Raw genomic sequence first — 18,568 nt, 5'->3', positions numbered from 1 at the left:
CAAGGCATGACCCCCTCGCCTCCCTTTCTCGGCTTTCCCGACCGTCTTGCAGATAGCCGCGTGCCTCGTGCGGTGATCTTCGGGGCCGGTCACGGCAGCACCTATCCCGGCAAGGACAGCAGCGGCTATGCCTTGGCCGCCAACGCCATCCGTGCTGCCAGCCAGGACGATGCCGCGTTCGTCGAGCACTGGGATTTCGATCTTGGCGGCCCGCTGTTCGACGGCAAGCCGGACTCTTGCGTCGACGCCGGCGATATCTTGACCACCATGCATGACAATGCCGGCAACCGGGCCAGGATCGAGGCAAAAACGCGCGAGATCCTGACGTTGCCGGCTGTGCCGATCCTGATCGGCGGCGACTGTTCCATGACCATTCCCTTCCTCGCCGGCTTTGCAGAGCACGGGCCGGTCTGGGTCCTGCAGATCGACGCCCATATAGACTGGCGCGACGAGGTTCATGGCGAACGCCACGGCTATTCGAGCCCGATGCGCAGGGCGAGCGAGATGCCGCATGTCGCCGGCATGGTGCAGGTCGGTCTGCGCAGCGTCGGCAGCGCGCGCATCGCCGAAATCGAAGCAGCCCGGCGCTATGGCAGCCGCTTCGTGACCGCCCGCGAGGTTCATGCCCAGGGCGTCGAGGCCGCGCTACGGCATATTCCGGAAGCCGCGCGGGTCGTCGTCACCCTCGACTGCGACAGCCTTGATCCAAGCATCATGCCGGGCGTGGCGGCGCGTACACCCGGCGGCCTCACCTACACGCAGGTAATCGACCTGATCGCCGGCCTCGGCAAACGGGCCAGGATCGCAGGATTCGACCTTGTCGAGTTCTATCCTCCGGCCGATATTGACGGCCTGTCAGCGCTGACCGCCGCGCGCCTTCTTGTCAATGTGGTCGGCACCGTCGTCCGGCAGGTTTGATGTCAAAACCCTGCTTTTCGCCGCAGACCGGCCCAAAAGCGCGTGAGCGAGCTTGCGGTTGAAATGCCCTTTTTGACACCTGGGTATTCGATCCTGCCTCGTCCGACCGGCTCGTCGTTCCAGACCAGGTTGAAAGCAATGCCCTTGAGCCCAAGCTCCCCGATCCGGCGTACGATCATCTCCTGCAGATAAATATCGGATATTCGCACCCCGTCGGCACGCTCGGGCAGCTTGAATATCTCGGTACCGCCGATTGCGTCCGCTCGAAGGACGAGGCTTTCGATCACCATGATGCCGCCATCGTCAAAGCGAACGATCTTTGAACGTTCCTCGTCCAGCGCATCGATCACGGTGGTGACATTGAAGAGCGATATTGGCTCGTCAGCAGGAAGCGGCAGGAATTCACCGTACGGTTCGAGGGTTGGCCGAAGCAATTTCGACGCCCTCGCCCGCAGGATGAGCACATGCTCGCCAAGCCATGGAAAATCTGAATATTGCCGGAGCGTACCGTCGTCGTGTTCGCGCAGGATCTCCATCCTGGGCGGATGCCATTGTGTCTGCTTCCGGCCGCAGAGCGTCGAAAACAGCTGGTAGTCGTCCGCCTGCCGAGGAAGGACCCATTCCTGTCCTTCGATCACGCTCAGGACATAGATGTTCATCCGGTCCCCCGCACATCATCGCCTTGGTAGGTTCGGCCTGCTGCGCTGCTCTTCGCGCGCGTTCTCACCGCTGGTCCGCGACGGCCATTTGCGGCACCGGCGGCAATTCGGGTGCATCCATCCCTTTGAAAGGGTCACGCCAGGCGTCGATGTCTTCAAGTCGACGGTACCAGCGGCTGACAGAGGGATAATCGTCGAGCGGCAGTCTGGCGGCGTCGTTGAACGGTAGGAAGGTCGCCATTCGAAAATCGGCATAGGAAACCGAATTGCCGACCAGCCACTGCCGCTCGGCAAGCACGGCGTCGAGTATTGCCGCAGCCGTATGGAATTGGTTCAGGCCCTCCTCCACCCGCTTCTGATCGATCGGGCCGATGCCGTACCGCTGTTTCGTCCCACGTTCGAAATGCACCGTGTCGCAAGCGAGTGCGAAGTGCTCCTTGCCCCAGCTGAGCCACCGGATCATCTCGGGTTCGTCATCGCCGGTGCGCCAGAAATCCGAATGCGCGTGGCGCGACAGCCTGCAGGCTATGGCGTCTGCCTCCCAGAGGCTCTTTCCCTCATCATCCACAAGGATGGGCAGTGAGAGGTTGGGATTTAACCGGCGAAATTTCTCCATTTGCCCGGCAGCGAATGGCGAGGCGAATTCGAAGTCCAGTTTCGTTTCGAGATAGCGTGCGACCGCGACCGCCAATCGAGGATTGGGATTGCGGCTGAAGTACAGCTTCATTGGGCACCGACGATCTGGGCGACCACGCAATAGTCGATCATGAGCAGCCTCTATGCAGCTTCGAAGTCAGCCCAAGCGCCCATGTATCCCAATGGATTGGGCTCGCCTTTCATCATCGTTTTTCGCCAAGCTTCCTGCTCGGCATTCATCAGAGCCAATTCCCAAACACAGGCAATAACAGGTCTCTTAACCGTGTCCATCGGTTCGGTTGCGGAATACAGCTTCCGATAGATGTGCTGACAAAGCACCGAACCCTGTATCCACCAGTGAGCTAAGATGGACACACCGAGCTCACCAGGATGAATGATCACAAAGCCCATGCCATTCTCGTCACCCTCGTCCGCCACACGCGGCAGAACCTCCTGTCGCACGAATGACTGCGCCAGAGTCGCCATGGGTTCGTCGATCTTTCTGTTGTCTGCGACGAGACCATAGACTTTGAGCTTGAGACCACCAATGTCCCATTGGCCCAAATTTGAAACACCACGTGGATGGTAGATCTCGATCGTTTCAGAATTCACTGAGCGCACTCCAATTGGCTATTGGCAGCAGACGTACCCGATAGCTCATCACGCGACTTGCACCCGGCGCGATCAGCATCAGGCCTGGTTTGTCGACAAAATCACCATCGAAATCCACCGGGCTTGCAAGGCCGTGCCAGGGTTCGATACAAAGGAACGGCGCGCCGCCCGGCTTTGACCAGACGCCCAACTCCCGAACCCCTTGCCAGGACATTTCCAGAGCCGGGCCACGCTCGGCGGCATAACGCACGCTGGAGCTTGCGGGCTGGTCCATGATCACCGCGTCCTCGTCGAACAACCGCTCGGAGAGCGGGAGTATGTTGCCTTCGACAGGCGTCGGCTGTGGCGTTTTCAGCAGCAGTCCGTCCTTAAGGCGGCGGATCGGCGCCGGCTCATCATCGGCAAAGATCAGCCGGTAGTCCGTCTTGGCCTGATCCGGCTGCAAGGGCCAATTGAATGCCGGGTGCGCCCCGATCGATGCCGGCAGGAGCTCATCACCAGTGTTGGTGATGTCGAAAGTCACATCAAGCTGCTGGCGGACCAGCGTGTAGGTCACTTCAAGCCGAAAGGCGAACGGATAGCGCGCCCGGGTGTCGACATCGTCGGTGAGCACCAGCGTGCAGGATCGCGGCCCCTTCCGCGCCCAGGCAAACAGCTTGTCGCGCGCGAACCCGTGCTGCGTCAATGGATAGGTCCGGCCGCGATGGCGCAGATGATCGCCCGCCAGCCGCCCTACGATCGGGAACAGCACCGGCGAGTGACGCCGCCATTCCGGCCCCGCCTGCCACAGGAATTCGAATCCGTGCGCATCTTGCAGCGAAATCAGTTCGGCGCCCTGCGCAACGATGGTCGCCGAGATACCGTCGCCATGAAGCGTTTGGCTGTCCTGTGCCACATTTCCTCGCGGGTCGTTGTTGAAGGCCGGCGCGGTGGGCAGACTAGCAAAAGCGCTTCGGGACTCAAGGTGCAGCCTGGTTCTGCAGGAACGAATTGTGGCCGGAGGATCTCCCTCCGGCCACCTCTCCGCATCAAGAGCAATAACCCTCGCTCTTGCCCACAGCGGATAGTCGTTATTCGCGTTCGCCGGTGAAATTCAGCAGCAGCTGGAAGATGTTGATGAAGTTCAGATAGAGCGAGAAGGCACCGAAGACGGCAAGTTTCTGGCGCGATTCCGCGTCGAAATTCTCGGCGTACTGTTCCTTGATCGTCTGCGTGTCCCAGGCGGTCAGGCCGATGAACACGGCGATGCCGATCACCGAGATGGCGAACTGCAGCGCGGTCGAGCCGAGGAAGATGTTGACGATGCTGGCGATCACCACGCCGATCAGGCCCATGATCAGGAACGACGAGAACTGGGTCAGGTCGCGCTTTGTCGTGTAGCCGTACAGGCTGGTGGCGCCGAACATGGTGGCTGCGATGAAGAAGGTGCGCGCGATGCTGGTTCCGGTGAACACCAGGAACACCGAGGCGAGCGAGAGGCCCATGACCGCGCAGAAGGCCCAGAACATCGCCTGGGCACTCGCCGCGGACATGGTCTGCATCTTGAACGAGAACAGCATGACGAAGGCGAGCGGTGCCAGCATCACCACCCATTTCAGCGGGCTGGAGAAGATCGGCACGTAGAGCGCCGGCGTCGACGAGATCATGAAGGCGACGAGGCCGGTGACCACCAGGCCGACACCCATGTAGTTGTAGACGCGCAGCATATGCTGGCGCAGGCCCTCGTCGAAGACGGCTCCGGTTTGGGCGCCGGCGCCGACGCGATATCCCAGATTGGGGGTGTTCATTTGCGTTCTCCTTTGTGGATCGATCAGTAGAGCGTCTTGGCGAGCGTCTCTGCGGCGCGGTCGAGGTCGTGGACCTCGCTTCGTCCGACCACCGCATAAGCCACATCGCCGATCTGGAAATAGGCCGATGAGATGTCGCCCGAGGGCGCGATCGTCGGCTTGACGACGTCGAAGGTTCCAGGCCGGATCGCAAACAGCGACACCAGCCCCATGTCTTTCGTCTCGACCGCCATCTCGACGCTCGGACCAAAGCGGGACGGATAGATCTGCACGTCGCGGACCTTCCAGTCCTTGGGCAGCGACGGCATGACGATGGCGGTCGCGGCGCGAATCTCGCCGGCGTTGTAATTGGGCGCCTCGGGCTGCGACGGCATGCTCTCGCGCACCAGCGTGGTCCTGTGAGCTCGCACTGCGTCGTCGACATAGGCGGGCGGCTGCGGCGAGGCGACGACCTTGGTCACCGACATCGGCCCGATGATACCGTTCGCCAGCCACCCGGCGGCGACGAAGACAGCAACCACCGCGGCGCGCTGCAGCACACCGAAGATGCGGCCGCGGGCAAGCCCCCTCTCCAGCCGCCGCGCGGCATCGGCGGTCGCGGGCCGTGCCATGCCTTTGGAGCCGGCAAGCGCCACGCGCAGTTCATCGCGGGTCCTGAGATCCGACATCACGCGCGCCGCCGCCTCCGGGCGAGCGGACAAGAATGCCTCCACCTCGATGCGGCGGGTGACGTCGATCTGGTCGTCGACATAGGCGTCGAGGTCGATATCCGTCACGGGATCGACAGTTGCGGTCATGAAGGGCCTCCAACGATCCTGAGGTGGTTTTTTGCCTTCGCCGGCTCCTCCATCTCGCGCAGTGCGGCGCGCGCCCTGCCGATGCGCGACATCAGCGTGCCGAGCGGCACGCCGCTGGCATCGGCGGCCTGCTGGTAGGAGAGGCCTTCGATGGCGACGAGGTGCAGCGCTGAACGCTGTTCTTCGGGCAGGCTGAAAAAAGCCTGGCGCACCTGCGCCAGGCGCACCGAATGTTCCTGTGGTGCCGGCGTGCTGCCGTCGGCCAGGTATCCAGCCTGTTCGACGCGCGACGCCTCGGACTTGCGGGACCGCATCCTGTCGATGAAGGTGTTGTGGACGATCGACAGCAGCCACGCGCGCAGGTTTCCGCCGGAGCGGAAGGTGCTGCGCCGCTCATAAGCGCGCACCAGCGCGTCATGGACAAGGTCCTCGGCGTCGGTGCTGTCGCGCGTCAGCGAGCGCGCATAGCGGCGCAGCGAACCGAGCTGTCCTATGATGTCAAAGCGTGGCATCGGCGGTTTCATGTCCTGTTTACGGAACATGTGGGGATTTTAATCCCTGCCCTGCCAATTTTTTCCTTTGGAGGACATCGTTCGAATGCAACGATTGTTGCCTGCATCAATCTCATCATCGGCATCGCCACGACGTGCCATGCCCGGTGGATCGTGCCTACTTCACACGCCTCTTCTCCAGCTTCCGCGCCAGTGTCCGGCGGTGCATGCCGAGCCGTCGTGCCGTCTCGGAAATGTTGAAGTCGGCTTCCACCAGCGTCTCGTGGATGCGCTCCCATTCGAGGTTCTTTATCGAGGTTGGCCGCTCGGCGAGCGGCACCGAAGCATTGCCCTCGACCTGGCCGAAAGCCGCTTCAATGTCGTCTGTATTGGCGGGCTTGGCGAGATACTGGCAGGCGCCGAGCTTGATCGCCTCGACAGCGGTGGCGATGCTGGCAAAGCCGGTCAACACGACGATCCGCATTTCAGGATCGTGTTCGTGCAGCGCCCTGACGCACTCAAGGCCCGAGCCGCTGGCAAGCTTGAGATCGACGACGGCATATTGGAAGGCAACGGTGCCGATCAGCGCCTGCACGCCGTCGACGCTCCGGCAGCTATGCGTTTCGTAATCACGCCGTTCGAAAGACCGGCGCAGTGCGTTGGCAAAGGCGATATCGTCCTCGACGATCAGCAGCGTGCGTTTAGTCGGCATTGTGCCCTCGCGGAGACAGAGCAGCCAGCGGCAGATGCAACGTAACCGAAGCTCCCCCTTCGGTTCTGTTTCTTACGGTGACGCTACCCCCCAGCTTGCGGATGACATTGACGACCAGAAACAGGCCGAGCCCGCTACCTGGCCGGTTCTTGGTCGACGTGTAGGGCTTGCCGAATTCAGCAAGCATGGTTTCTTCAAATCCCCGTCCCGCGTCGACAACTTCGATGATGAGATCGTTCGCGTGGCGGCTGACGATCAAACCGACCCATAGAGGCGACGCTTCAAGTGCGTTGTCCAGTACATTGAACATCACCTGTTTGAGCGCGGGATCGGAGACGATCTCCTGGTTGGCGCCGAAACGCCTGGTGTATTCGAAACCTTGCGGCAGCCGTGTCGACTTCCATTCGGCCACCAGCTCCGCCAGAAAGGCATCGACGGAGGTGCGAACCGTGCCTTCGCCGCGCAATTCGCCCGACGACATCAGGATTCCCGAAACGATCTTCTTGCAACGGTCCAACTGGCCCTGCATCTCCCGGATTTCCTGCGCCAGATCCGGATCGGCCTCGAGAACCGGCATGCGCTGCCAGTCGTTGAGGATGACGGAAAGCGTAGCCAGCGGCGTGCCGAGCTCATGCGCGGCGCCAGAGGCGAGCAGGCCCATCCTGACGATGTGAGCCTCCTCCGCCGATTGCTGGCGCAAATCCGCAAGATGAGCGTCGCGGGTGCGAATGTTGTTCTGGACCCTGGTGATGAACAGCACCAGAAGCGTTGCCGCCAGGACGAAACAGATGAACATGCCCTGAATGTGCAGGCTGAACAGCCCGGCACCGTGTGCGGCGGGCAGGCTGATCTCACGGTAGAAGGTGGTCAGCGCGATGAAGCACGTGCTTGCAATGAGGACAAGCGCCCAGACCGACCATGTCTCCAGCAGTACCGCGCCCAGGATGACCTGGAGCAGGTAAAGCGAAATGAAGGGATTGGACGCGCCGCCGCTCAGGTAAAGCTGGACCGTCAACGCGGTGACGTCGAGCAGCAGTCCAAGAAACAGCTCGGTGTTGGTGATCGCGTCCTGGCTGCTGTGCCGGCGCAGGCTGGCGACGTTGAGAGCGATCAGCAGCAGGATCACCACTGCCATCGGCACCAGCGGCAGCCCGATGCCAAGCGCGTAGCGGACGAACAGGATCGTCACGATCTGACCGCCGACCGCGATCCAGCGCAGTTGGATCAGAAGCAGAAAATTCTGCTTGTTGGTCTTGTCGTGCAGCGTCATTGGGGAGGTCCCCAGCCCTGGCCAAGCAGGTCACTCAAGCGGGAGTCCGATCCAGGCGCTGGTTGAGCCGCAGCGCCAGCAGCGTGCATAGCGCTCCCGACAGCAGATAGGCGCCTGACGAGATCAGCCCGAAATGGGCGGACAGGAACAGGGCGACAATGGGGGCGAAGCCGGCGCCGAACAGCCAGGCGAGATCCGAGGTCAGCGCAGCACCTGTATAGCGGTAGTTCTTTGAAAAATTCGAGGCGAGTGCTCCCGAAGACTGGCCGAACGACAGGCCGAGCAGGACGAAGCCCAACACCATGAAGACGGACTCTCCGACGAAGCCGCCATCGAGCAGCTGTGGCGCGAAACCGCTGAACACGGCAATGGCCACCGCCGAGCCTCCAAGCAAGGGCCAGCGCCCGACCCGGTCGGCAACGACGCCCGAGATCGCGATTGCCGCCAGGCCGAAGAAGGCTCCGATCGTCTCGATGACCAGGAACCGTGCCGGTCCCTCGCGCGTGAACAGGAAGATCCAGGACAGAGGAAACACCGTCACCATGTGGAACAGGGCGAAGCTCGCCAGCGGCGCGAAAGCGCCGAGCACGACAGTGCGCCCTTCGGCGCGCAACGTCTCGCGGACGGAAGTCGGCTCCAGTTCCTGGCCTTCGAACAGTTTGGTGTATTCCGGCGTCACCACGATGCGCAGCCGCGCGAACAGGGCGACGACGTTGATGGCGAAGGCGACGAAGAACGGGTAGCGCCAACCCCAGCTGAAGAAGTCTTCAGCCGACAGGTTGCCGACGAAATATGCAAACAGGGCACTGGCGACGATGAGCCCGAGTGGCGCGCCCAGCTGCGGGATCATCGCATACCAGCCGCGACGCTTTTCGGGGGCATTCAACGCCAGCAGCGAGGCAAGTCCGTCCCATGTCCCGCCCAGCGCCAGTCCCTGACCGATCCGGAACATGGCCAGCAGCCAGGCCGAAGCCGGGCCGATCTGGTCGTAACCGGGCACGAAGGCGATCGACACGGTCGAGGTCCCCAGCAGGAACAGCGCGATGGTGAGCTTGGCGCTGCGTCCGTAGGCGCGGTCGAGCGCGGTGAAGATCGCCGTCCCGATCGGCCGCGCGATGAAGGCAAGCGCGAAGATGGCGAAGGAGTAGAGCGTGCCGGTCAACGGGTCGGCATAAGGAAATACGAGCTTGGGGAAAACGATGACGGAAGCGATCGCGTAGACGAAGAAGTCGAAGAATTCCGACGTCCTGCCGATGATGACGCCAACGGCGATTTCGCCGGGCTTCACCTCATGATGCCGCGCATTGATCCGTCTTGCGTCGGCTTCGATCTTCGCAGTTGGGCTCACAGCATTCTCCGTCGCCCCGCCGCGGTCTCATACGATCGCTTGCCATGTGCGCGGGCCAGATGCTTTGATGACGCCTGCCGCGTCATTGCGGCATTGGACAAATTGTCCAATGCCTTCATCGCCGCGGTACGGTTAGCACTGGGGGGAACAACCGACAGGTCATACATTGAGCCGTCTCCGTACCCTTTTCCTGCTGCCCCTGCTGGCATCGCTCGGCTCCTGCAGCATGGTCGTCCTGAACCCTGCCGGCGACGTCGCCGAGCAGCAGCGCGACCTGCTGATGGTGTCCACGGCACTGATGCTGATCGTCATCATACCGGTGATGGCTCTCACCATATTCTTTGCCTGGCGATACCGCCAGTCCAACCGCGAGGCGCGCTACGAGCCGGATTGGGACCACTCGACCCATCTCGAACTCGTCATTTGGGCTGTGCCGCTTCTGATCATCATCTGCCTGGGCGCGGTGACCTGGATGGGCACCCATCTGCTCGACCCCTATCGTCCGATCGGACGTGTAGCGGCCGGCAAGCCGCTGCCGCCGGACGTGCGCCCGCTTGAGGTCGAAGTCGTCGCGCTCGACTGGAAATGGCTGTTCATCTATCCGGAATACGGCGTCGCCGTGGTCAACGAACTGGCTGCGCCGGTCGACCGGCCGATCAGCTTTCGCATCACCTCCGCATCGGTGATGAACTCCTTCTACATTCCAGCACTGGCCGGCCAGATCTATGCGATGCCGGGTATGGAAACCAGGCTGCACGCTGTCATCAACAAGTCCGGCGACTATGAAGGGTTCTCTGCCAATTACAGCGGCGCCGGCTTCTCGGGAATGCGCTTCGCGTTCCACGGCCTCGAGGATGCCGGTTTCCAGGCATGGATCGCGAAGGCAAAGGACAGCGGCGGCAAGCTCGACCGAAACGGCTACCTGGAGCTCGAACAGCCCAGTGAGAACCAACCCGTGCGCCACTATGCGGCGGTGGATAGCGATCTCTACAAGGCGATCCTCAATATGTGCGTCGAGCCCGGCAAGATGTGCATGAGCGAGATGTCGCAGATCGATGCCAAGGGCGGTCTGGGGATGGCCGGCATCCGCAACACCCTTCCGCTGCTGTATGACAAGTTCGCCCGGCGCGGCACGATATTCGGCCCTGCCCCATCCTATGTCGCCAGCATATGCACGACCGAAGAAGCACTGGCCGCTTCGAAGGCTGATCAATCCGCCACGCCGATGACCTCGACGCCGATAGTCGGCGCTGGTCTGCAACGGCCACTGCCCCTGTCGATCCGACTGCCGTCACCTTCCGCAACCGGCACGCTTCGGTCGCCCTTCAACTCCTGAGGCGCCACGCAAGACATGTTCGACAATCCTGCTCTTCTCAAGGCGATCTTCGGCCGGCTTACGCTCGAGTCGCTGCCGCTGCACGAGCCCATCGTGGTCGCGACCTTCATAGTCGTCGCGCTGGGCGGCATCGCCCTCGTCGGCGCGCTGACCTATTTCAAGCTCTGGGGCTATCTGTGGCGCGAATGGTTCACCAGCGTCGACCACAAGCGCATCGGTGTGATGTACATGGTGCTCGGCATCGTCATGCTGCTGCGCGGCTTCAGCGACGCCATCATGATGCGGCTCCAGCAGGCGATGGCCTTCGGCGGTTCGGAAGGCTATCTCAATTCGCATCATTATGACCAGATCTTCACCGCGCACGGCGTCATCATGATCTTCTTCGTGGCGATGCCGCTGGTGACGGGCCTGATGAATTTCGTCGTCCCGCTGCAGATCGGCGCGCGCGACGTGTCGTTTCCGTTCCTCAACAATTTCAGCTTCTGGATGACGGTCGGCGGCGCGGTCATCGTCATGATGTCGCTGTTCGTCGGCGAATTCGCGCGCACCGGCTGGCTCGCCTACCCGCCGCTGTCGGGTATCGGCTACAGTCCCGATGTCGGTGTCGATTATTATATCTGGGCGCTGCAAGTGGCGGGCGTCGGCACGCTGCTGTCGGGCGTGAACCTGGTCTGCACCATCGTCAAGATGCGCGCGCCTGGCATGACCATGATGAGAATGCCGATCTTCACCTGGACCGCGCTCTGCACAAATGTGCTCATCGTCGCCGCCTTCCCGGTGCTGACGGCGGTGCTGGCCCTGCTGGCTCTCGACCGCTATGTCGGCACCAACTTCTTCACGAACGACTTCGGCGGCAATCCGATGATGTACGTGAACCTGATCTGGATCTGGGGCCACCCCGAGGTCTACATCCTGATCCTGCCGGCCTTCGGCATATTTTCCGAAGTGACCTCGGCCTTCTGCGGCAAGCGGCTCTTTGGCTACACCTCGATGGTCTACGCAACCATCGTCATCACCATCCTGTCCTATCTCGTCTGGCTGCATCACTTTTTCACCATGGGGTCGGGAGCGAGCGTCAACTCGTTCTTCGGCATCACCACGATGATCATTTCGATCCCGACAGGCGCCAAGATATTCAACTGGCTGTTCACCATGTACCGCGGCCGCATCCGCTTCGAACTGCCGATGATGTGGACAGTCGCCTTCATGCTGACCTTCACTGTCGGCGGCATGACCGGCGTGCTGCTCGCGGTTCCGCCGGCCGACTTCGTGCTCCACAACAGCCTGTTCCTGGTCGCGCATTTCCACAACGTCATCATCGGCGGCGTGCTGTTCGGCCTGTTTGCCGGTATCAGCTACTGGTTCCCCAAGGCATTCGGCTTCCGGCTCGATCCGTTCTGGGGAAAGATGTCCTTCTGGTTCTGGGTGGTCGGCTTCTGGTTCGCCTTCATGCCGCTGTACATCCTCGGCCTGATGGGCGTAACGCGCCGGCTACGCACCTTCGAGGATCCCTCGCTGCAGATCTGGTTCATCATCGCCGCTTTTGGCGCCTTCCTGATCCTGCTTGGTATCCTGTCCTTCCTCATCCAGATCTTCGTCAGCGTGCGCCGGCGCGAGCAGCTTCGCGACGACACCGGTGATCCGTGGGACGGGCGTACACTCGAATGGGCAACCTCGTCGCCGCCCCCGGCCTACAATTTCGCCTTTACGCCGGTCGTCCACGATCTCGACACCTGGGCGGACATGAAGAATCGCGGTTACCAGCGTCCGTTGACGGGCTTCCACGACATCCACATGCCGCGCAACACCGGAGCCGGCGTCATTCTGGCTGGGTTGAGCGTGGTGCTTGCCGTGGCGCTCATCTGGTACATCTGGTGGCTGGCGATCGTGAGCTTCGTTGCTCTGATCGGCTACGCCATCGCGCATACCTTCAATTACGACCGGGACTTCCACATTCCGTCCAGCGACGTCACCCGCGTCGAGGACGAGCGGACACGCCTGCTCGCAGCCACCAGCCAGGCGGGATGAGCACCATGGCACACGCCGACCCCGTGATCGACGACACGATCTTCCACCTGGAAGACGACCACGGCCATGCCGAGAGCGGCAGCAGCACCATGCTCGGCTTCTGGATCTACCTGATGAGCGACTGCCTCATCTTTGCGATGCTGTTTGCAGTCTACGGCGTGCTCGGTGGCAACTACGCCGCCGGGCCCGCGCCGAAGGACCTGTTCGATCTTCCGCTGGTCGCGCTCAACACCACCATGCTGCTCCTGTCCTCCATCACCTACGGCTTCGCGATGCTGGAGATGGCGAAAGGACGAGTGAGGCCGATGCAGGTGTGGCTGGTGATCACCGGCCTGTTCGGCCTCGCCTTTCTCGGCATCGAACTCTACGAATTCGCCCATTTCATCCACGAGGGGGCGACGCCGCAGCGCAGCGGCTTTCTTTCGTCGTTCTTCACGCTGGTCGGAACGCACGGCCTGCACGTCACCTTCGGCCTGGTCTGGCTGGTGGTGCTGATGGTGCAGGTCTCCAGGCATGGGCTGATCGCCGCGAACCAGCGGCGCCTGATGTGCCTGAGCATGTTCTGGCACTTCCTCGACGTCATCTGGATCGGCGTCTTCACCTTCGTTTATCTGATGGGAATGTTGCGATGAGCGCCGGGCACCAAACAGACACCAGCAACCACAGCCACGCGCATCACGGCGACAATCACGGCTCGCTGGCCGGCTATCTGACAGGCTTCGGCCTGTCCGTCGTGCTGACCGCCGTTCCCTTCTGGCTGGTCATGACCAACGCGCTCGGCAATCAGATGGCGTCGGCGATTGCCATCATGGCCTTCGCCGTCGTGCAAATCATCGTCCACATGGTGTTCTTCCTGCATATGAACACCAGGTCGGAGAGCGGCTGGACCATGATGGCGCTGATCTTCACCCTCATCCTGGTGATGATCGCGCTGACGGGCTCGCTCTGGGTCATGTACCATCTGAACGTCAACATGATGCCCGGCCATGACATGAGTCAGATACCCTGAGAGAGGGACCTGGCTTTGGACGAACAGGCGCGGACGACACCGCATCCGACTACAGGCGACGGCCAAAGGGTTACGCGTTCGAGATGGACGTTCTTGATGCTTTGCCTTTGCGGAGCCATCGGCATCGCAGGGTTCTCGGCGCTCGGTATCTGGCAGCTGGAGCGCCGCGTCTGGAAGCTCGACCTGATCGAGCGTGTCGACCAGCGTCTCAAGGCAGTACCCGTGGCCGCCCCGGCGCCTTCGGCCTGGCCAGCGATCAACGCCAGGGATGACGAGTATCGCCGCCTCGTCGTCACGGGCCGGTTTCTCGGTGATCGCGAGACCCTGGTCCAGGCGGTCACCGATCTCGGCGGTGGCTTCTGGGTAATGGCGCCGTTCCGAGCGGATGATGGCTTCACGATTCTGGTGAACAGGGGCTTCGTGCCGACGGACAAGCGCGATCCGGCAACCCGCCTCGCAGGCAAGCCCTCGGACGATCATACCGGAATTCACGGTCTGTTGCGCATCAGCGAACCGAAAGGCGGCTTCCTGCGCACCAACGATCCGGCTGCCAACCGCTGGTATTCGCGCGATGTACAGGCGATCGCCGCCAAGCAAGGCGTCGGGCAGGTCGCTCCTTATTTCATCGATGCCGATGCCACGCCCAATCCGGGAGGGTGGCCGGTCGGCGGCCTGACGGTCGTTCCGTTCCACAACAACCATCTGGTCTATGCCCTGACATGGTTCGGGCTGGCCTTGATGGTGCTGGGCGCGGTCGCCTGTCTGTTGCGGCAGGCTGTGAAAGACAGGCCCGGCGGGGGCTGACCGCTGGCCGAGGCAAGGCCGAAATTACGCACGGAAGCGCTCATGCCGGCGCAGAGGATGGCGTTATCGCTCTGCTCGTGCCGGCTGGTCATTTCCGACGCGCATCAATAGGTTTCCCTTCAAACCCTCATCCATGAGCGCGCAGGGCAGGCTTCCCAGCCGTCTCGGGCTGGAGCACCTAGCTAAAACCGCTGGCGAAACGCGACCGATTTGCGTATCACTCCGCCGCCATTGGAGCCCTATCGATGTTTGAGACCCTGCAGTCCGCCCCCGCCGACAAGATCCTCGCTCTGATCGGCCTTTATCGCGCCGACCCGCGCCCCGACAAAGTCGACCTCGGCGTCGGCGTCTACAAGGATCGCGACGGCAAGACGCCGGTTATGCGCGCCGTGCGCGAGGCGGAAAAGCGCCTGCTGCAGGCCCAGGACACCAAGACCTATCTCGGCCTTGCCGGCGATACCGGCTTCAACACGGTGATGGCCAAGCTCGCCTTCGGTCCGGGCGCCGACATGACGCGCATCCGCGCCGCACAGGCGCCCGGCGGCTCGGGCGCGCTGCGGCTGGTGGCGGAATTGCTGAAGCGGACGCGTTCGGACGCAACCATCTGGCTGTCGGACCCGACCTGGCCGAACCACATGCCGGTGATGCGCGCCGCCGGCCTGCAGATCCGTGAATACCCGTATTTCGACGCCGCGTCGGGTGCTGTTCGCTTCGACGACATGCTGGCGGCCCTGCGGACCGCAAAGAGCGGCGACGTCGTGCTGCTGCATGGCTGCTGCCACAACCCAACCGGCGCCAATCTGGATGCCGCACAGTGGGCAGCCGTTACCGATCTGGTCGTCGAGCGCGCGCTGCTGCCGTTCGTCGACATCGCTTATCAGGGCTTTGGCGATGGCCTTGAGGCCGACGCCCTCGGCTTGCGCCTGCTGGCGGCGAAAGTTCCGGAAATGGTCGTCGCGTCGAGCTGCTCGAAGAATTTCGCCGTCTACCGCGACCGCGTCGGCGCAGCAATGATCCTGGCCAAGGACGGCGCACAGGCAGATGTGGCGATGAGCCAGATGCTGTCGGCGGCGCGCGCCATGTATTCGATGCCGCCGGACCACGGGGCAGCAGCCGTACGCATCGTGCTGGAGGACGCCGCCTTGCGTGCAGACTGGGAAGCCGAACTTGAAGAGATGCGGCTGCGCATGCTGAGACTCCGTGTCCAGTTCTCCGAAGCCCTGCGCCGGCAATCCAATTCCGACCGCTTCGATTTCGTCGCCAGCCATCGCGGCATGTTCTCCCGCCTTGGCCTCACCGAAGCGCAAGTCGAACGGCTGCGCGCCGAGCACGGCGTCTACATGGTCGGCGACAGCCGCATCAATGTCGCCGGCCTGCCCGAGGACGGCATGGACGACCTCGCCAAAGCGATCGTCTCGGTGCTCGACTGACGTGGCTCGCCTGTGGACAAGGCACTCTCGCCGGCTGACAGCGTTGGCCGCGCGGCCGGCCGCGCGATAGCATCAGCCCTATGACGCCATCGAAAGACATTTCGCGCCTGATCGAGATCATGGCGGCGCTGCGGGCGCCGAAGACCGGCTGTCCCTGGGATATCGAACAGGATTTCTCGACCATCGCGCCCTACACGATCGAAGAGGCCTATGAGGTCGCGGATGCCATCGCGCGCGGCGACCTCGACGATCTGCGCGACGAACTCGGCGATCTGCTGCTGCAGGTCGTCTACCACGCGCAAATGGCCGAGGAGGCCGGCGAGTTTGCCTTCCCCGATGTGGTGCAAGCCATCACGACGAAAATGATCCGACGCCATCCGCATGTCTTCGGCGACGAAAAGGCCCGCAGCGCCGGCATGGCCAAGGGCATGTGGGAAAAGATCAAGGCAGAAGAGAAGGCAGAGAAACGAAGCGCCCGCCTCGCGCGCGGTCTCGATCCCGAAGACAATGGCAAGGGGTTTCTGGATAGCGTGCCGGTCGCCCTGCCCGCGCTGACCCGGGCGCTGAAACTTCAGGAGAAGGCCGCCCGCGTCGGCTTCGACTGGAGCGAGGCAGCACCCATCCTCGACAAGATCGAGGAAGAGATCGGCGAATTGCGCGAGGCGCTGGCCAAGGGCGACACCGCCTCGATCAAGGACGAGTTCGGCGACATGCTGTTTGCCGTCGTCAATCTCGGTCGCCACCTCAAGCTCGATTCGGAAGCAGCGCTGAGCGGCACCAACGAGAAATTCCGCTCACGTTTCCATTATGTCGAGCAGGCTTTGGAGAAAGCCGGCAACACGCTGGACAAGGCTGATCTGGCCGAGATGGAAGCGCTCTGGCAGGAAGCAAAGACCGCGAAGTAGTCTCTCTTTTCGGGCAACTCCCGACGGAAACCGCTATACACTTTTCCTGGAACTGCTCCGGATTATCCGTTGTTTTTACGACGCAATCTGTTTTCGATCTCTTCGCGCGCGCTTTGCGTGGCCTTCAGCGAGATGGTGGCGCTGCCGTCGTCATTGTCGCTTCGCGAAACCACATCGCCATTGCGGTAAAGCCAGTCGACAAGGCCGAACTGTGCCGGCTCGATCGTCACGGTGAGGTCTTCGAGTTCGCCCGCCATCCGCGTTTCGATGATCGCCTTCAGCGCATCGATGCCCTCGCCGGTCACCGCCGACACCGCAATCGGCGGCGCCTTGTTGGCATCGGCGCCGTCTGCAAGCAGCCGGGTCCGGTTGCCTTCGTCGAGCCGGTCGATCTTGTTCCACACTTCGATCACCCGCTTGGCATCACCAGCGTCAACGCCAAGATCTGCAAGGATACGCTCGACATCCTCGGCCTGGGCGGCCGTGTCCGGATCGGAAATGTCGCGCAGATGAAGCACGAGGTCGGCCTCGACCACCTCTTCCAGGGTGGCGCGGAAAGCCGCGATCAGATGTGTCGGCAGGTCCGAAATGAAGCCGACCGTGTCGGAGAGGATGATCGGCGTGCCATGTGGCAGGCGCACGCGGCGCAGCGTCGGGTCGAGCGTGGCGAACAGCATGTCCTGTGCCAGCACATCCGCCCCGGTCAGCCGGTTGAACAGCGTCGACTTGCCGGCATTGGTGTAGCCGACGATCGCCACCACCGGGAACGGCACCTTCCTGCGCTTGGCGCGGTGCAGGTCGCGCGTGCGCCGCACCGTTTCCAGCTCCTGCTTCAGCTTGATGATCTTTTCCTGCAACTGCCGCCGGTCGGATTCGATCTGTGTTTCGCCGGGGCCCCCAAGGAATCCGGCGCCGCCGCGCTGACGCTCCAAATGGGTCCAGCTACGCACGAGGCGGCCCTTCTGGTAGTTGAGATGGGCGAGCTCGACCTGCAGCGTGCCTTCCTTGGTGCGTGCACGCTCGCCGAATATCTCGAGGATCAGCCCGGTGCGGTCCAGCACCTTGGCGTTCAGCTCTTTCTCGAGATTGCGTTGCTGCACAGGGGTCAGCGGATGGTCGACGACGACCACTTCCGCATGTCCCTCTTTGACGATTTCCGCGAACTCGGCGACCTTGCCGCTGCCGAGCAGCGTCGCCGGGCGCGGATCGTTGACGGTCACCACCGCGGTGTGAATCAGATCAAGGTTGATGGCGCGGGCAAGGCCAACGGCCTCGTCGTGACGCGCATCAGCCGAACGCATCAGCCGCGGGCGGTTGGTCTCGTCGTCGTTGCGCTGGTGGCGGGTAAGGACGGGCACAATGACCACGGCCCGGGTCGGGCCCTTGGCCTCAGTCCTGGGGTGATGCGCTGGTTTCCCGCGAACGGTGGCGTCCGCGTCTTTCTCACGTGCCAATCAGGCGCCCTGGCTTTCCTCGCCATCGAACATCTGAACCGGCTGGCTCGGCATGATCGTGGAAATGGCGTGCTTGTAGACGAGCTGGGAGTGACCATCGCGGCGCAGCAGGACACAGAAATTGTCGAACGAAGTGACCACGCCGGTCAGCTTCACGCCGTTGATGAGGAAGATGGTGAGCGGGTTCTTGCTCTTGCGAACTGAATTCAGGAACAGGTCCTGAAGGTTTTGCGATCGTTCCGCCATTGTTCTTGTCTTTCGCCGATCCCCTTCGGTTTGCAAGCCAATGCGCCAAATTAACGGGCGCATGTCAAGCTCGCAAACACCGTCTTGTCGTCAGTAACGACAAGCAGAACGAGATATATTGATGTT

At 62.3% G+C, this 18,568-nt stretch carries 20 protein-coding genes; 8 read left to right on the top strand and 12 right to left on the bottom strand.

Annotated features, from left to right (window positions below):
• Positions 1-6 precede the first annotated feature (6 nt).
• Positions 7-918, top strand: a complete 912-nt coding sequence (locus LB559_RS13015; protein ID WP_224674201.1) for an agmatinase — start codon at positions 7-9, stop codon at positions 916-918.
• Between the two features lie 2 nt (positions 919-920).
• On the opposite strand, the gene LB559_RS13010 is transcribed toward LB559_RS13015, so the two are convergent.
• The 10 genes from LB559_RS13010 to LB559_RS12965 form a co-directional block, all read right to left on the bottom strand.
• Complete coding sequence (locus LB559_RS13010) at positions 921-1,577, bottom strand: imm11 family protein (RefSeq protein ID WP_224674200.1); 657 nt, start codon at positions 1,575-1,577, stop codon at positions 921-923.
• Between the two features lie 64 nt (positions 1,578-1,641).
• Positions 1,642-2,304 (bottom strand): glutathione S-transferase family protein, encoded by a 663-nt coding sequence (locus LB559_RS13005; RefSeq protein ID WP_024505208.1) that lies wholly within the window; start codon positions 2,302-2,304, stop codon positions 1,642-1,644.
• A gap of 50 nt (positions 2,305-2,354) precedes the next feature.
• A complete protein-coding gene (locus LB559_RS13000; RefSeq protein ID WP_013531514.1) occupies positions 2,355-2,825 on the bottom strand; it encodes a hypothetical protein in 471 nt (156 codons plus the stop codon).
• Positions 2,815-3,720 carry an aldose 1-epimerase family protein gene (locus LB559_RS12995; RefSeq protein WP_224674199.1) on the bottom strand — a complete coding sequence of 302 codons (906 nt, stop codon included), beginning with the start codon at positions 3,718-3,720 and terminating at the stop codon, positions 2,815-2,817. The genes LB559_RS13000 and LB559_RS12995 overlap by 11 nt, the downstream gene beginning before the upstream one ends.
• A 175-nt stretch (positions 3,721-3,895) precedes the next feature.
• Complete coding sequence (locus LB559_RS12990) at positions 3,896-4,612, bottom strand: Bax inhibitor-1/YccA family protein (protein WP_027163483.1); 717 nt, start codon at positions 4,610-4,612, stop codon at positions 3,896-3,898.
• A 23-nt stretch (positions 4,613-4,635) separates the two neighbouring features.
• Positions 4,636-5,409, bottom strand: a complete 774-nt coding sequence (locus LB559_RS12985) for an anti-sigma factor family protein (RefSeq protein ID WP_013531511.1) — start codon at positions 5,407-5,409, stop codon at positions 4,636-4,638.
• Entirely contained in the window at positions 5,406-5,921 is a 516-nt protein-coding gene (locus LB559_RS12980) for a sigma-70 family RNA polymerase sigma factor (protein WP_224674198.1), read from the bottom strand. The genes LB559_RS12985 and LB559_RS12980 overlap by 4 nt, the downstream gene beginning before the upstream one ends.
• Before the next feature lie 157 nt (positions 5,922-6,078).
• Positions 6,079-6,612, bottom strand: a complete 534-nt coding sequence (locus LB559_RS12975) for a response regulator transcription factor (protein WP_024505205.1) — start codon at positions 6,610-6,612, stop codon at positions 6,079-6,081.
• A complete protein-coding gene (locus LB559_RS12970; RefSeq protein WP_032809459.1) occupies positions 6,602-7,882 on the bottom strand; it encodes an ATP-binding protein in 1,281 nt (426 codons plus the stop codon). The genes LB559_RS12975 and LB559_RS12970 overlap by 11 nt, the downstream gene beginning before the upstream one ends.
• 34 nt (positions 7,883-7,916) lie before the next feature.
• The gene (locus LB559_RS12965; RefSeq protein WP_224674197.1) at positions 7,917-9,230 is read right to left on the bottom strand and encodes an MFS transporter; all 1,314 of its coding nucleotides are present in this window, start codon (positions 9,228-9,230) and stop codon (positions 7,917-7,919) included.
• Between the two features lie 166 nt (positions 9,231-9,396).
• Between LB559_RS12965 and cyoA the strand changes: the two genes are divergently transcribed.
• The 7 genes from cyoA (at position 9,397) to mazG (ending at position 16,742) form a co-directional block, all read left to right on the top strand.
• Complete coding sequence (gene cyoA / locus LB559_RS12960) at positions 9,397-10,566, top strand: ubiquinol oxidase subunit II (protein ID WP_013531506.1); 1,170 nt, start codon at positions 9,397-9,399, stop codon at positions 10,564-10,566.
• A gap of 15 nt (positions 10,567-10,581) precedes the next feature.
• Complete coding sequence (gene cyoB / locus LB559_RS12955) at positions 10,582-12,594, top strand: cytochrome o ubiquinol oxidase subunit I (protein ID WP_024505201.1); 2,013 nt, start codon at positions 10,582-10,584, stop codon at positions 12,592-12,594.
• 5 nt (positions 12,595-12,599) lie between these two features.
• Entirely contained in the window at positions 12,600-13,226 is a 627-nt protein-coding gene (cyoC, locus tag LB559_RS12950) for a cytochrome o ubiquinol oxidase subunit III (RefSeq protein WP_224674196.1), read from the top strand.
• Complete coding sequence (gene cyoD / locus LB559_RS12945) at positions 13,223-13,603, top strand: cytochrome o ubiquinol oxidase subunit IV (protein ID WP_224674195.1); 381 nt, start codon at positions 13,223-13,225, stop codon at positions 13,601-13,603. The genes cyoC and cyoD overlap by 4 nt, the downstream gene beginning before the upstream one ends.
• A 96-nt stretch (positions 13,604-13,699) precedes the next feature.
• Entirely contained in the window at positions 13,700-14,407 is a 708-nt protein-coding gene (locus tag LB559_RS12940; protein WP_224674194.1) for an SURF1 family protein, read from the top strand.
• Between the two features lie 245 nt (positions 14,408-14,652).
• Positions 14,653-15,837 (top strand): aromatic amino acid transaminase, encoded by a 1,185-nt coding sequence (locus LB559_RS12935; protein ID WP_127371159.1) that lies wholly within the window; start codon positions 14,653-14,655, stop codon positions 15,835-15,837.
• Between the two features lie 80 nt (positions 15,838-15,917).
• A complete protein-coding gene (gene mazG, locus LB559_RS12930) occupies positions 15,918-16,742 on the top strand; it encodes a nucleoside triphosphate pyrophosphohydrolase (protein WP_013531500.1) in 825 nt (274 codons plus the stop codon).
• A 62-nt stretch (positions 16,743-16,804) separates the two neighbouring features.
• Here the strand turns inward: mazG and hflX are convergent, their stop codons facing one another.
• Together hflX and hfq are read right to left on the bottom strand one after the other, a co-directional pair.
• Complete coding sequence (gene hflX, locus LB559_RS12925) at positions 16,805-18,196, bottom strand: GTPase HflX (RefSeq protein WP_063168044.1); 1,392 nt, start codon at positions 18,194-18,196, stop codon at positions 16,805-16,807.
• The gene (gene hfq / locus LB559_RS12920) at positions 18,197-18,442 is read right to left on the bottom strand and encodes an RNA chaperone Hfq (RefSeq protein ID WP_006202172.1); all 246 of its coding nucleotides are present in this window, start codon (positions 18,440-18,442) and stop codon (positions 18,197-18,199) included.
• Positions 18,443-18,568 lie beyond the last annotated feature (126 nt).

Source organism: Mesorhizobium sp. BR1-1-3, assembly GCF_020165455.1.
Lineage (GTDB): Bacteria > Pseudomonadota > Alphaproteobacteria > Rhizobiales > Rhizobiaceae > Mesorhizobium > Mesorhizobium ciceri.
Note: the sequence above shows the minus strand (reverse complement) of the source record. Positions and strands in the feature narration are given on the sequence as shown.